This is a genomic window from Luteococcus sp. Sow4_B9, assembly GCF_052116585.1.
Taxonomy (GTDB): domain Bacteria; phylum Actinomycetota; class Actinomycetes; order Propionibacteriales; family Propionibacteriaceae; genus Luteococcus.
In genome coordinates this window covers 19,611-32,302 of the sequence record NZ_JBQKKT010000027.1, presented here as the reverse complement: position 1 = coordinate 32,302, position 12,692 = coordinate 19,611, and the positions used below count along the sequence as shown (strand labels likewise).

At 68.8% G+C, this 12,692-nt stretch carries 11 protein-coding genes; 5 read left to right on the top strand and 6 right to left on the bottom strand.

Annotated elements, in window-relative coordinates; all coding sequences use genetic code 11:
• The first annotated feature begins 142 nt into the window (after window positions 1–142).
• The gene (locus ACTQ49_RS13195; RefSeq protein ID WP_441828298.1) at window positions 143–721 is read left to right on the top strand and encodes a GNAT family N-acetyltransferase; all 579 of its coding nucleotides are present in this window, start codon (window positions 143–145) and stop codon (window positions 719–721) included.
• 344 nt (window positions 722–1,065) lie between these two features.
• Complete coding sequence (locus tag ACTQ49_RS13190; RefSeq protein WP_441828297.1) at window positions 1,066–1,719, top strand: HAD family hydrolase; 654 nt, start codon at window positions 1,066–1,068, stop codon at window positions 1,717–1,719.
• Window positions 1,720–1,975: 256 nt separating this feature from the next.
• On the opposite strand, the gene ACTQ49_RS13185 is transcribed toward ACTQ49_RS13190, so the two are convergent.
• A complete protein-coding gene (locus tag ACTQ49_RS13185; RefSeq protein ID WP_441828296.1) occupies window positions 1,976–2,479 on the bottom strand; it encodes a hypothetical protein in 504 nt (167 codons plus the stop codon).
• A 209-nt stretch (window positions 2,480–2,688) separates the two neighbouring features.
• Between ACTQ49_RS13185 and lysS the strand changes: the two genes are divergently transcribed.
• The gene (gene lysS / locus ACTQ49_RS13180) at window positions 2,689–4,155 is read left to right on the top strand and encodes a lysine--tRNA ligase (protein WP_441828299.1); all 1,467 of its coding nucleotides are present in this window, start codon (window positions 2,689–2,691) and stop codon (window positions 4,153–4,155) included.
• A 103-nt stretch (window positions 4,156–4,258) separates the two neighbouring features.
• Here lysS and ACTQ49_RS13175 read toward each other — a convergent pair whose 3' ends face one another.
• On the bottom strand, window positions 4,259–4,543 hold the full coding sequence (locus ACTQ49_RS13175; RefSeq protein ID WP_441828295.1) for a cell division protein CrgA: 285 nt from the start codon (window positions 4,541–4,543) through the stop codon (window positions 4,259–4,261).
• 111 nt (window positions 4,544–4,654) lie between these two features.
• Between ACTQ49_RS13175 and ACTQ49_RS13170 the strand changes: the two genes are divergently transcribed.
• Window positions 4,655–5,437, top strand: a complete 783-nt coding sequence (locus tag ACTQ49_RS13170; protein ID WP_441828294.1) for a DUF881 domain-containing protein — start codon at window positions 4,655–4,657, stop codon at window positions 5,435–5,437.
• A 95-nt stretch (window positions 5,438–5,532) separates the two neighbouring features.
• A complete protein-coding gene (locus ACTQ49_RS13165) occupies window positions 5,533–6,180 on the top strand; it encodes an aminodeoxychorismate/anthranilate synthase component II (protein ID WP_441828293.1) in 648 nt (215 codons plus the stop codon).
• A 116-nt stretch (window positions 6,181–6,296) separates the two neighbouring features.
• On the opposite strand, the gene pknB is transcribed toward ACTQ49_RS13165, so the two are convergent.
• The 4 genes from pknB to ACTQ49_RS13145 form a co-directional block, all read right to left on the bottom strand.
• Complete coding sequence (gene pknB / locus ACTQ49_RS13160; RefSeq protein WP_441828292.1) at window positions 6,297–8,291, bottom strand: Stk1 family PASTA domain-containing Ser/Thr kinase; 1,995 nt, start codon at window positions 8,289–8,291, stop codon at window positions 6,297–6,299.
• A gap of 124 nt (window positions 8,292–8,415) precedes the next feature.
• Complete coding sequence (locus tag ACTQ49_RS13155; protein WP_441828291.1) at window positions 8,416–9,843, bottom strand: peptidoglycan D,D-transpeptidase FtsI family protein; 1,428 nt, start codon at window positions 9,841–9,843, stop codon at window positions 8,416–8,418.
• Complete coding sequence (locus ACTQ49_RS13150; RefSeq protein ID WP_441828290.1) at window positions 9,840–11,249, bottom strand: FtsW/RodA/SpoVE family cell cycle protein; 1,410 nt, start codon at window positions 11,247–11,249, stop codon at window positions 9,840–9,842. The genes ACTQ49_RS13155 and ACTQ49_RS13150 overlap by 4 nt, the downstream gene beginning before the upstream one ends.
• Window positions 11,249–12,691 carry a PP2C family protein-serine/threonine phosphatase gene (locus ACTQ49_RS13145; protein ID WP_441828289.1) on the bottom strand — a complete coding sequence of 481 codons (1,443 nt, stop codon included), beginning with the start codon at window positions 12,689–12,691 and terminating at the stop codon, window positions 11,249–11,251. The genes ACTQ49_RS13150 and ACTQ49_RS13145 overlap by 1 nt, the downstream gene beginning before the upstream one ends.
• Between the last annotated feature and the right edge of the window lies 1 nt (window position 12,692).

Sequence of the window (12,692 nt, the reverse complement as noted above, 5' to 3'; positions counted from 1 at the left end):
TCCTGGTCACTGCCGCGCAAGCGGCCGAGCTCGAAGCGCCTGACATGCTACAGATGCTAGCAGCGGGGAATATTCGCCCCCGGACCTGTCCCTCCTATCCGCGCGAGCTCTTAAGCGCACCCACGCCCGCACAGCCGATCCGGTGGGCGCTGCCGCCCGGATCGCGGCGGCCGCCTTCGTCGATGACCCGCTGTTCGTGCACACCGTCCCTGACCTGACGGCTCGCACCTCCCTGCTGCCCTTGGTCTTCGGCGGCATCGCGCGGGAGTGTCTGCGCGACGGGTCGGTGGATCTGGTGGAGCGAGACGGTGCGCCCGTCGGGGTGGCCCTGTGGCTGGACCGAGCCGATTCCCCGGTGCGCTGGCGAGACATCGTCGACCCGACGAATCTGAAGATCGCGACGATTGCGGGGGTGCGGGCGGGGCTGGCGCTGATGGCTGCCCAGAACGCCCTTGTCGCCCTGCACCGGCAGGTGATCGACGGTCCACAGCGCTATCTGGCGACGCTGGCGGTGCTTCCGACGCACCAGGGGCGCGGCGTCGCGTCGGAGCTTCTGGACCGTGGGCTGGCCATCGCCGACGAGCGGGAGCTCCCCGTCTACCTGGAGACCAATCTGGAGAGGAATGTGGACATCTACCGGCGCAAGGGATTCATCCCGGTGCGACGGGTGGAGGAGCACGGTTTCATCACCTGGCCCATGCTGCGGCCGGTGGGAGGCTGAGGACCCTGCGGCTCCCGGGGTGGTGTCCCGGGTTGTGAGGCCCTGACTCACTGCCCCGTGTCGCCGGGGCGGCGGCGTCGCGTGGGTTCGGGTGTCTGGGAATGGCGTCGCGTGGGGTGTGAGGCCCTGGTTCGGCGTCGCGTGGGTTGTGTGACGTCGCGTGTGTTGTACCCGTCGCGGGGTGATGAAAGCCACGCGGGGTGGGGGCTGGGCCACCAATCCCACGCGGGGCGGGGGAGCCGCCACCAATCCCACGCGGCGCGGGGGCTGGGCCACCAATCCCACGCGGGGCGGGGCTGGGCTCGCTCGAGCCCACACGATCCAGCCCGTGTCAGGATGGATCCATGGCCAGTGCACTGCAGGGACGGGTCTTCGACGCCGTCATCTTTGACCTCGACCAGACGCTCGTCGACTCAGCCCAGGCCCTGGGTGAGGCGTGGGGACGATGGATGGCCGAGTACGACGTCGAGCCGGACACATCACGCAGCTGGCACGGCTGGACCAGCGAGGACATCATCCGGCTCTGCCTGCCGGAGGAGCGCGTCGACGAGGGACTGGCTCGCATCGAGGAGCTGGAGGTGGCCACCACCCACGCGATCCGAGCCCTGCCCGGTGCTGCCGAGACGCTGGACGCGCTCCCGGCCGATCGCGTGGCGATCGGGACCAGCGGGACCCATGCCGTGGCCCGTGCCCGTCTGGAGGCCGCCGGCCTGAGACCGTCGCGCGTGCTGGTGACGGCCAGTGACGTCGCCGAGGGCAAGCCGGCCCCCGACATCTTCCTTGCGGCAGCCCGTCAGCTGGGAGCGGACCCTTCTCGCTGCCTCGTCGTGGAGGACGCCCCGACGGGAGTCGAGGCTGCGCGGGCAGCGGGGATGGCGACCCTGGCGGTCCTCACCAGCACTCCGCCGGACCGGATCGACGCCGATGCCCAGGTCCGTGACCTGTCCCACGTGCGCTGGCAGGTGGAGAGCGACGGGATCCGCGTGGAGCTCGACTGAGTGGTCCGCGCAGCAGGGGGACGGCCATCACAGGGCCAAAAGCCCTGACCCGATCGGGACCCTGACGCGATCGGGACCCTGACGCGATCGGAGCACTGACGCACCGGCGACCCCGCCAGCGACCCCTGCGTCTGCGTCACGTCCGCGAACGTGTCGGTGCCAGTCACCCTACGGACGGGATGACCGGCACCGACAGCTTGGCAGGAGCTTTGGCTCCCGTCGCCGGATCCTGCGGATCAGATTGGGGCTCTGCGGATCAGAGGAACTCCGGATTCGCGTCGGCGGCAGGATCGCTTTCTCCGCGCTCGATGCCGTAGTCCGCGGTGCGGTCGGCGTCACCGTCCTGGTCGTGGCGCACCGGGGTCTGGATGTCCCGGTCATCCCGGCCGTCCCCCAGACGATCATCGCCGACGTGATCCTCACGAACGGCCTCTCCGCGGCGGTCATCCACCACGTCGCCGCGAGTATCGGAGCCGTCGACGACGCTGGCGCCGCCGCCGCGCCGCTCGTCGTGCAGGCCACGGTCCTCTTCGCCCATCATGCGGTCGGTGTCGGCACCGGCGGAAGCCGTGCGAGCCTCTCGGTCCACCTCGGCCTCGCGGAGACGGTCACTCTGACTGTCGTAGCGCTCGGGGTTTCCGGCGGACTCCACCGGGCCGGGCACCTCGGACCTGTTCTGGTAAGGGTTCACGTTGGCGTCCACCACGTCGGGCGTGCCGGGATCCTGGTCGGAATCGGGGGCGTAACGGTTCTCGCTCATGCATCCTCCTGGGCTGGTGGCTGTTGGACCTGTCCAAGTACTGCGGGTGGTGCTTGCTTGGGTACCAACGCTAGGCATCCGGGCCCTCGATGGGCAGGTGTTACGCGCGCGGCAGAACGGTGCGGCCCTCGCGATAGTCTGGGCGGGTGAGCCAGAACACTGACAACGCCGCAACCACCGCCGCTGAGGGGCCCTCCGTCTCCGAGCAGATGCAGGTTCGACGCGACAAGCGGGAACGCATCATCGAGGCCGGGCAGCAGGCCTACCCCGCAGATCTGCGTCGCAGCCACACGCTGGCCGATGTCCGCGCCGGCTGGGGTCAGCTGACCGCCGGTGAGGAGACCACCGACGAGGTCACGATTGGTGGCCGTGTGGTCTTCATCCGCAATACCGGCAAGCTGGCCTTCGCCACGCTGCAGGACGGCTTCACCCACGACAACTCCGGCGAGCGCCTACAGGTGATGCTGAGTCTGGCGGAGGTGGGCGAGGAGTCGCTCGCGGCTTGGAAGGCCGACGTCGACCTGGGGGACTTCGTGTGGGTCCGGGGCCGGGTGATCTGCTCCAAGCGCGGCGAGTTGAGCGTCATGGCCGCCGAGTGGCGGATGGCGTCGAAGGCCCTGCGCCCCCTGCCGACGCTGCACAAGGACCTCTCGGAGGAGGCCCGGGTGCGCCAGCGCTATGCCGATCTGGTGGTGCGCGAGGAGGCCCGCAACATGGTGCGTACCCGCGCCGCCATCTACCAGGCGATCCGCAAGGTGCTCGACGGACAGGGTTTCATCGAGATCGAGACGCCCACGTTGCAGCTGGTGCACGGCGGTGCCGCGGCGCGTCCTTTCAACACGCACCTGAATGCCTTCGACATCGACATGACGCTGCGCATCGCCCTGGAGCTCTTCCTGAAGCGGGCCATGGTGGGCGGTGCGGACCGCGTCTACGAGATGGGTCGTATCTTCCGCAATGAGGGCATCGACAGCTCGCACTCGGCCGAGTTCACGATGCTCGAGGCCTACATGAGCTGGGGCGATCAGTTCACCATCGCCGACGTGATCAAGGACGTCATCATGGCGGCCGCCGAGGCCACCGGCATCCACCAGATCGAGACGCCTGCCGGCACCATCGATCTGGACGGCGAGTGGAAGTGGCTCAGCTTCTACCCGGGCCTGTCCGAGGCGCTGGGGGAGACGATCACCATCGACACCCCGGCCGAGCGTCTCCTCCAGCTGCTGGAGGAGCGCGAGATCGACCACGACCCGAAGTGGGCACCCGGCAAGCTGGCCATGGAGCTGTTCGGTGAGGTCGTCGAGCCGACGCTGATCAATCCCACCTTCGTGTGCGACTACCCGGCCATCGCGCAGCCGCTGGCCCGTCCGCATCGCAGCGAGCCCGGCCTGGTGGAGGCCTGGGACCTCATCATCGGCGGCATGGAGCGGGGCACGGGCTTCACCGAGCTGGTGGATCCGGTGGTGCAGCGCGAGGTGCTCACCGCCCAGTCGCTGGCCGCGGCCGCCGGTGACCCGGAGGCCATGCAGCTGGACGAGGACTTCCTGAACGCGCTGGAATTCGGCTGCCCGCCGATGGGTGGTCTGGGTCTGGGCATTGACCGTCTGGTGATGCTGTTCACCGACGCCGGGATCCGCGAGACGATCCTCTTCCCGTTGTTGAAGCCCCAGGGCTGAACCGACGGCCCCACTGGGTCGGCCACGACGAACTGAGTGTGTTCTGCACCGTCATCGGTGCAGAACACACTCAGTTCTCGTTTGACGCAGGTGTGGTGGAGGGCTACTTCCACATGGTGGCGATCCCGAAGGCGGCCGCCATCAGGCCCATGCCGATCAGGATGTTCCAGTTGCCCAGCTCGGACATGCCGGGGATGAGGTTGCCGGCAATGTAGAAGGTGACCAACCAGGCGACGCCGAGCAGACCCACGATGCAGAAGGCCCATGGCACCCAGGCGCCACTGGTGCCCTGGAGCCGGTCCTTCTGGCGGCGCTGGGCCGCGAGTTCCTGCTTGTGCTCCGCCTTCTTCTTGGCAGCGGTGTGCTTGCGGACCTTGGACTCTGGCAAGACGTACTCCTGGGTGACTGTGCCCGACGGGCTTGCCGGGTCACAGCCGGTAGCCTAGTTCACGCCTCGGGGATTCCCCCGATGACAACGCCGAGGTAGGAGGAGGTCCGCGTGTCCACGCAGGAATCCTCCCGCCATCGCGTCGTCAGCCGGCTGCGGCGCGCTCGGTTGAAGCAAGCCAACAAGCCCGTCTCGCGCGGCGCGCGCTTCCTGTCCCTGCTGGTGGTTGTGCTGGCCGGTGTGATGATTGCCACCAGCGCCAGCATCAGCCGGGGGACGGACCTGCGTCCCGACCGCAACAGTGACCTGGCAGACCTGGTGCGGTCCCAGGGGCGCAGCAATGCCCAGCTGGCCCAGGAGGTCGCCGCCCTGCGTGCCGAGGTGGACCGGATGAGCGACCAGGCCGACGACGACGACACTGCCCATCAAGAACTTGCCAAGGTCACCCGTGAGGCGGGCCTGACGCCGGTGAAGGGGCCCGCCGTCAGCGTGACCCTCACCGACGCGCCGCTGAGCGTGCAGCCGGCCGGTGTGGCGGGTGACCTGCTCGTCGTGCACCAACAGGACATCCAGATGGTGGTGAACGTCCTGTGGGCCGGTGGTGCCGAGGCCATGACCATCCAGGGTCAGCGGGTTACCTCCCTGACCGGCATCAAGTGCGTCGGCAACACCGTCGTGCTGCGTGGTGTTCCCTACGCCCCTCCGTATGTGATCACGGCAATCGGGGATGTGGATCGGATGGAGGCGGCCCTGGCCACCAGCAAGGAGGTGGCGGTCTACCAGCAGTATGTGGACGCCTACCGGCTCGGCTGGAAGCAGACACGACTGGCCAGCGTCACCATGCCTGGGTACACGGGTTCCCTCGACGTCTCCGATGCCCAGGCCCGTCGCTGACGGAGCTGGTCTGGGACGGGAGCACGACTCTGCAGGAGCGGGCCTTGAATGGGACCGGCCGGCCCACCATCGGGCACTGCGCCAGAATGGGCGCCATGGCTCGCATCCTCGTCATCGACAACTACGACTCGTTCGTCTACAACATCGTGCAGTACCTGGCCCAGATCGGGGCCACGGTGGAGGTCTGGCGCAATGACGACGAGAGGTTGCTGCGAGCCGATGGGAGCCTGTCCGATGACTGGATCCAGGACTTCGACGGGGTACTCCTCTCCCCGGGGCCCGGCACGCCCGAGGAGGCGGGCGTGTGCGTCGAGGTGGTGCGTCAGCTGACTGGTCGCATTCCGATCTTCGGCGTCTGCCTGGGGCTGCAGTCGATGGCCGTCGCCTTCGGTGGGACGGTGGACCGGGCACCCGAGCTGCTGCACGGCAAGACCAGCGAGGTCTTCCATGAGGGTGAGGGGGTCTTCGCGGATCTGCCCAGCCCGGTGACGTGCACCCGCTACCACTCCCTGGCGATCGTGCCGGAGACCCTGCCCGACTGCCTGCGGGTCACCGCCCGCACGGAGAATGGCGTGATCATGGGGGTGCGGCACCGTGAGCACCCGTGCGAGAGCGTCCAGTTCCACCCAGAGAGCGTCCTCACGCAGGGCGGGCACCAGATGCTGGCCCGCTGGCTCGTGGAGTGCGGCGACGCGACGGCCCCTCAACGCGCTGCCGATCTGCGCCCCGTCCTCGCCGTCTGAATCGCCCAGAGCCGACTGGCCCAGCGCCCGCCGGCCCAAGCCGGAGCGCCCGCCCCAAGCCAGAGCGCCCCTCCACCGTTCGGTGGAGGGGCGCTCCGGGCATGATCTGACAGCGATCAGGGTGTCTGGCCGCCACCGGGGGCCTGGTTGCCACCGGGGGCCTGGTTGCCACCATCGGTGGGCGCCGTGGTCTGGTCCGTGGGCTGGGCCGACGGTGCCGCGTCGGTCTGGCTCGGCATCGGTGTCACCTCGCCCATCGGCGTCGGCGTCTCGGCGTCGGCCGGGGCCGAGGTCTCCTGCGTGGGTGTCGGGGACGGCTCCGGTGCCTGGGTGGTGGGCGGTGCGTACTGGCCCACGACGATCGTGACCGTCTTGCCCTTGGCCAGGCGGGAACTCTGCTCCGGGGCCTGCCGGATGACGCGTCCCTCAGCGGTCTCGTCAGTCGTCGTCTCGGTCTCGACGGCCACCTCGAAACCGGCCTCCCGCAGGGCCTTCTCGGCATCGGCCTGGCGCATGTCAACCACCGTTGGCACGAGCACCTTGCCGGTGGCCAGGAAGACGGTGACCTTCTGGGTGTCGGCTGCCACCTCGGCGCCCGAGGCGGGGTTGGAGGAGACCACCTCGCCCTTCTCCAGGTCGCTGGCCTTCGCCTCATCGGCAGGATCGGCATCCTCGAAGGTGATGTTGTTGCGCTTGAAGCCGGCGGCGACGAGCGCCTCGCGGGCCTGTGTCTCCGTCAGTCCGCTCAGCTCCGGAACCTTGGCCTTCTTGGGCCCGTCGTTGATCTGGATGGTGACGGCGGTTCCCTTGCGGGCCTCCTGCCCCGCGGCGGGATCCTGGTCGGTGACCTGGTTCTCCGTCTCCACCTTGCCGTTGAAGTGTTCCTCCACCACCTGGAAGCCGGCGGTCTCCAGCTCGGCGGTGGCCTGCGTGACATTCTGGCCGCGTACCGATGGGACGGTGGCCATGTCCGCGTCGCCGGCGGGCTTGAGGAAGATGAAGGCCGTCACGCCCGCCAGCACCAGCAGTGCTGCGGCCAGCAGACCGATGATCCAACCCGTCAGGGAACGCTTGCGCGGCTCCTCCTCGACGACGTCCTGGATGCCGGTCGACGCCGAGGCGGCGGAGACCGCGGTGGCGGGGCCGGTTGCGCTGGACTGACTCGTGGGCAGGACGGCTGCGGGCGGGACGACGGCGGTGGGTGCCGTCGGGGCGCCCTGTGAGGCCGGGGCAGCAGCCGCTGGGAGGGGAGCCGTCACCTGCTGGCCGGCGAGCAACCGCGCGATGTCGTCGCGCATCTCCTTGCCGGTCTGGTAACGCTGCGCCGGGTCCTTGGCAAGTGCCTTCAGCACGATGGCGTCCATGGCCGGGGTCAGCTCGGGATCCAATTCGCTCGGCGGCACCGGGGCCTCGCGGACGTGCTGGTAGGCGACGCTGACCGGCGAGTCGCCGACGAAGGGTGGGCGACCCACGAGCAGTTCGTAGAGCAGGCAGCCGGCGGAGTAGATGTCGCTGCGCGAGTCGACCGTCTCACCACGGGCCTGCTCCGGGGAGAGGTACTGGGCGGTGCCGATGACGGCGGCCGTCTGGGTCATCGTCGCGGAGGTGTCGGCCACGGCTCGGGCAATGCCGAAGTCCATCACCTTCACCTGGCCGGTGGGTGTCAGCATCACATTGGCTGGCTTGATGTCGCGGTGGATGATCCCCGCGCGGTGGCTGTGGCCCAGGGCGTCGAGCACTCCCTGGGTCCACTGGAAGGCCTTCTCCGGCAGGATGCGACGATCGGAGCGCAGCAGGTCGCGCAGCGTGTGGCCCTCGACCAGTTCCATCACGATCCACGGGACGGCGATGCCGGACTGCGGGTCGATCTCCTCACCCGTGTCATAGGTGGAGACGATGTTGGGGTGGTTCAGGCCGGCCGCGCTCTGGGCCTCGCGCCGGAAGCGGGCCTGGAAGGTTGGATCGGTGGCCAGGTCGACGCGCAGGCGCTTGACGGCGATGTCGCGGCCCAGACGAAGGTCGCGTGCCCGCCAGACCTCCGCCATCCCGCCGCGGCCGATCACCTGGTCGAGCTGGTAGCGGCCTCCGAGCACCGGATGCTCCTGTGTCATCGCGACGTTCCTTTCGGTCGGGCTGCGGGAAGTGCACGCCCAATCTGGACCACTGTCCATTGTGGTCGATGGAGCTGGGAGGAGGTTGAGACCTCCGCATGAACTGGCTGTGCGATGCGTCGGATCACTTCAGTGCCTCCACGACGGCCTTGAAGACCGGCCCGGCCAGGCGGCCACCGGCAATGTCGCTGCGCTGCACCTGGGCGTCCTCGATGAAGACGGCGATGGCCACATCGGGGTCCTCGGCGAAACCGATGAACCAGGCATAAGGCGGGCGCTCGGGGGAGGTCTGGGCAGTGCCGGTCTTGCCCCCGACGCGGGTGCCGGGGACGCCGGCCCGGCTGCCGGTTCCCTGCTCGACGACATTGACCATCATCTGCTGCAGGGCCTGGGCATTGTCCGCCTTCATGGCCCGTTCCAGCTTCTTGCCGTCATTGGATGACAGCCGCGAGAGGTCAGGATTGCGCACGTCCTGCACCAGGTAGGGCTGCATCACCTGGCCGTCATTGGCGATCGCGCCGGCCACGACGGCCATCTGCAGCGGGCTGGCCGCCACGTCGAACTGGCCGATGGAGCTCATCGCCAGCTGTGGCTGGTCGGGCGACTCGGGGAAGCGGCTGACGGCCGGCGAGAGGTCACCCTCCAGTGCGCTGTCGAAGCCGAACTTCTGTGCCTGTTCGCGCAGTTTCTCGTCGCCCAGGTCGAGGCCGATGTTGGCGAAGGCCGTGTTGCAGGAGGTCTGCAGCGCCCTGTCCAGGGTGGTCGTCGCGCCGCCGCAGTTGACCTCATTGGTCAGCTTGGTGTTGCTCAACGGGAGTGTGAGCGAGGCGGGGGAGTCCACCGACGTGTCGGGTGCCATCCCGTCCTCCAGGGCGGCTGCGGCGGTGACCAGCTTGAAGGTGGACCCGGGCGGGTAGACCTCCTTGGTGGCACGGTTGGTGAGCGGGCGAGAGGTGTCGGAGTTCAGTTCCGTCCAGGCCTCGCGGGCCGCGGCAAGGTCCGTGCTGGCCAGCGCGTTCGGGTCATAGCTGGGCTTGCTGACCAGGGCCTTCACGGCTCCGGTGCGGTAGTCCAACGCCACGACGGCTCCGGTGCGGTTGCCCAAGGCATCGCTGGCGGCGCGCTGGGCGCGGCTGTCCAGGGTGGTCTGCAGGCTCGCCCCGACGGGCTGTTCGCTGGTCAGGGTGTCCATCACCCGGCCGAAGAACTGGCTGTCGTCGGTGCCGGAGAGCTGGGTGTTGTAGCTGGACTCGAGCCCGGTCTGTGCGTAGTCATAGGAGTAGTAGCCGGTGACCGGTGCCCACAGCGGGCCGTCGGCATAGGTGCGCTTGAACTTGAAGCGCCCCTCATTCGGTGTGGTCTGGGCGATGGGGGTGTTCCCCACCAGGATGGCGCCGCGCTGCATGGCGAACTCGGCATCGCGCGTGCGACGGTTGCGCGGGTCGGCGTCCAGGCTCGCATCGCGGAAGACCACCAGGTAGCTGGCATTGAGCAGCAGGGCGAAGAACATCAGCCCGGCCAGGACGGCCACGCGTCGGATGGGTCGGTTCATGCCTGCCCCCTCACGACGGGAATCTCCAGGGTGTCCTCATTCTGCAACTGGGCCTCCGTGGTGCGCGCGGCGGTGACCGGCGGGCGGCGGGCCTGGTGACTGATCACCAGGAGCACCGCGACGATCACCCAGTTGGCGATCATCGAGCTGCCACCCTGGCTCATGAACGGCGTTGTGAGGCCGGTCAGGGGAAGCAGGCGGGTGACGCCTCCGATGATCGCGAAGACCTGGAGGGCAAAGGTGAAGCCCAGACCGCAGGCCAGCAGTTTGCCGAAGGCGTCGTGGGCGGCCAGGGCCATCCGCAGGCTGCGTGCGACGATGATGGCGTAGATCATGACGACCGCCATCAGGCCGATCACGCCCAGCTCCTCGCCGATGGCGCCCGCGATGAAGTCGCTCTTGGCCAGAGGTGTCAGACCGGGGCGTCCCAGCCCCCAGCCGCGGCCCGTGAGACCGCCCCAGGCGTAGCCGAACTGGGCGCTGATCACCTGCAGGTTGGAGTCATAGTCCTCGAAGGGGTGCAGCCAGGAGCTCACGCGAACCTTCACATGGCCGGTGAACTGGTAGGCCAGCACACCGCCCACGCCGATCATGCCGACGCCCAGGATGGCCCAGCCGGCCTTCTCCGTCGCGACGTAGAGCATCATCACGAACAGACCGAAGAAGAGCATCGACGTGCCCAGGTCGTTCTGGAAGATCAGCACCGCCAGGCTCGCCAACCACATGATGAGGATCGGCCCCAGGTCACGCAGCCGCGGGAATTCGATGCCGAGGAAGCGCCGGCCGGCCAGGGCCAAGACCTCGCGGTGGTCGGTCAGGTAGCCGGCGAAGGCGATGGCCAGCACGATCTTGGCCACCTCCGCGGGCTGGAAGGAGTAGCCGGCCACCTGGATCCAGATCCGGGCGCCGTACTGGGCCCGGCCCAGACCGGGCACCAAGGGCAGCAGGAGCAGGAAGAGGCCCAGCAGGAAGAGCAGGTAGGGGAAGCGTTGCAACCGGCGGTGGTCGCGCAGCCCGATCACGACGGCGCTGAACAGGGCCATGCCGAGCACCGTCCACAGCAGTTGGGTGCTCGCGTCGTGGCGGACCGGATCGGGGATCTGGTCGATCCGGTGGATCATCGCCAGCCCCAGGCCGTTGAGCAGCAGTACGCAGGGCAGGATCAGCGGATCCGCCCAGGCCAACCGCCAGCGCACCACGACGTGGAGTCCGATGCCCAGTGCGAACCACAGACCCGTGACGATGGGCCAGTTGTCGGGCACCCGGCCGTAGAGGTTCAGCTCGGTGAGCGCCCAGCCGGCCAGGCCGAAGCAGAGGGCGAACAGGTCCATGAAGAGCTCGACATTGCGTCGGCGACGGTAGACGAAACGGTCTCCGGTGGTGGAGGGCGTGGCCTGGGGGCTCATCAGCACTCCTCCATCGGGGCCCCCGGTGCGCTCGTGGGCGGCATGGAGGTGTCGATTCCGGCACTGGCGGGGGCGCCGGGATTGGATGAGGCGCCGGGGCTGAGCAGGGTCCGCTCGGCGGCGCCGGGGGTGGGCAGGGCGCTGGAGCTTGGGGCGACGCGCGCCGCATTCCCACGGGCTCGCTGCGCCCGGCAGGCCTCGGCCCGCTTCTGCAGCTGCTGCACGGTGCTGTGGGCGCCGTCCAGGCTGGCCACCGGGATGGTGGTGCGAACCTGTTGCTGGAAGAACAGCGGAAGATCGGCCACCGGCACGTCGCTGGTCTCGGCCAGTTCGCTCAGCTCCAGACCCAGAAGGGATCCGGGCATTCCGCGGAAGATGGCCACCTGCTGGTCCTGTTGCCCGACGAAGTACTGGGTGCGGCTGTAGCGCCAGGCGCCCCACAGTCCGGCTCCTGCCAGTACCGCGAGCGCGGTGGTGATCGCCAGCCCCACCAGGAAGGGGTGCCGTCGCCCAGCCTTGGGGGCATAGCGCGAGGCCTCCTCCTCGTCCAGCACGGCCAGGTCGGGGGTGTCCACGACGCGCTCACCCATGGCGGCGGGTTCCGGATCGTCGGCCGGGATGGGCACCTCGAGACCCACCAGGGTGTGCTCCTCGATGTCGGGCACGCTCTCGTCGAGCGCCGCGCCCACCACCACCGACTCCCTGGCGTCCAGGGCCGCGTCGTGCGGTACGACGTCGGCCAGCACCACGGTGATGTTGTCGGCCCCGCCGCCCGCGTGGGCGGCCTGGACCAGACGGCCCATCACCTCGTCGAGGTCCTGTGAGGACCCCATGATCTGCAGGATCTGCTCGTCGCTGACGAAGCCGCACAGACCGTCGGAGCAGAACAGGATCCGGTCGTCCAGCAGCAGCTCGACAGTCTCCAGGTCCGGCTCGTGGTTCGGCTGGCCGTTCAGCACCTTCAGCAGCAGCGAACGGTGCGGGTGAACGGCCGCTTCCGCCAGGCTGATCTTGCCCTCGTCCACCAGGGACTGCACCCACGAGTGGTCATGGGTGAGCCGGTGCAGCGTGCCGCCGCGCAGCAGGTAGGCGCGCGAGTCGCCAATGTGCACCAGGCCCAGTTCCTTGCCGGTGAACAGGGCGGCTGAGACCGTGGTTCCCATCCCGTCCAGCGAGGGATCGGCCTGCACCAGATCGGCCAGCAGGTGGTTGGCGCGGCTCAGCGCGCCGGCCAGTACTTCATGGGTCTCGTCCAGCGGACGGCTGGAGTCGGACTTGAGGATTTCCCGGATCGCCACGGTGGAGGCCAGGTCTCCGGCCGCGGCACCACCCATGCCGTCGGCGACGACGAGCATGCGGGGGGAGGCATAGGCGGAGTCCTGGTTGCTCTTGCGCACCAGGCCGATCTCCGAGTGGGCTCGGAAGTCCAGCGAGAAGGTCATG

Coding starts and splice junctions, on each gene's coding strand:
- ACTQ49_RS13190 (WP_441828297.1), top strand. CDS start 1,066: ATGGCCAGTGCACTGCAGGGACGGGTCTTCGACGCCGTCATCTTTGAC.
- ACTQ49_RS13185 (WP_441828296.1), bottom strand. CDS start 2,479: ATGAGCGAGAACCGTTACGCCCCCGATTCCGACCAGGATCCCGGCACG.
- lysS (WP_441828299.1), top strand. CDS start 2,689: ATGCAGGTTCGACGCGACAAGCGGGAACGCATCATCGAGGCCGGGCAG.
- ACTQ49_RS13165 (WP_441828293.1), top strand. CDS start 5,533: ATGGCTCGCATCCTCGTCATCGACAACTACGACTCGTTCGTCTACAAC.
- pknB (WP_441828292.1), bottom strand. CDS start 8,291: ATGACACAGGAGCATCCGGTGCTCGGAGGCCGCTACCAGCTCGACCAG.
- ACTQ49_RS13155 (WP_441828291.1), bottom strand. CDS start 9,843: ATGAACCGACCCATCCGACGCGTGGCCGTCCTGGCCGGGCTGATGTTC.
- ACTQ49_RS13150 (WP_441828290.1), bottom strand. CDS start 11,249: ATGAGCCCCCAGGCCACGCCCTCCACCACCGGAGACCGTTTCGTCTAC.
- ACTQ49_RS13145 (WP_441828289.1), bottom strand. CDS start 12,691: ATGACCTTCTCGCTGGACTTCCGAGCCCACTCGGAGATCGGCCTGGTG.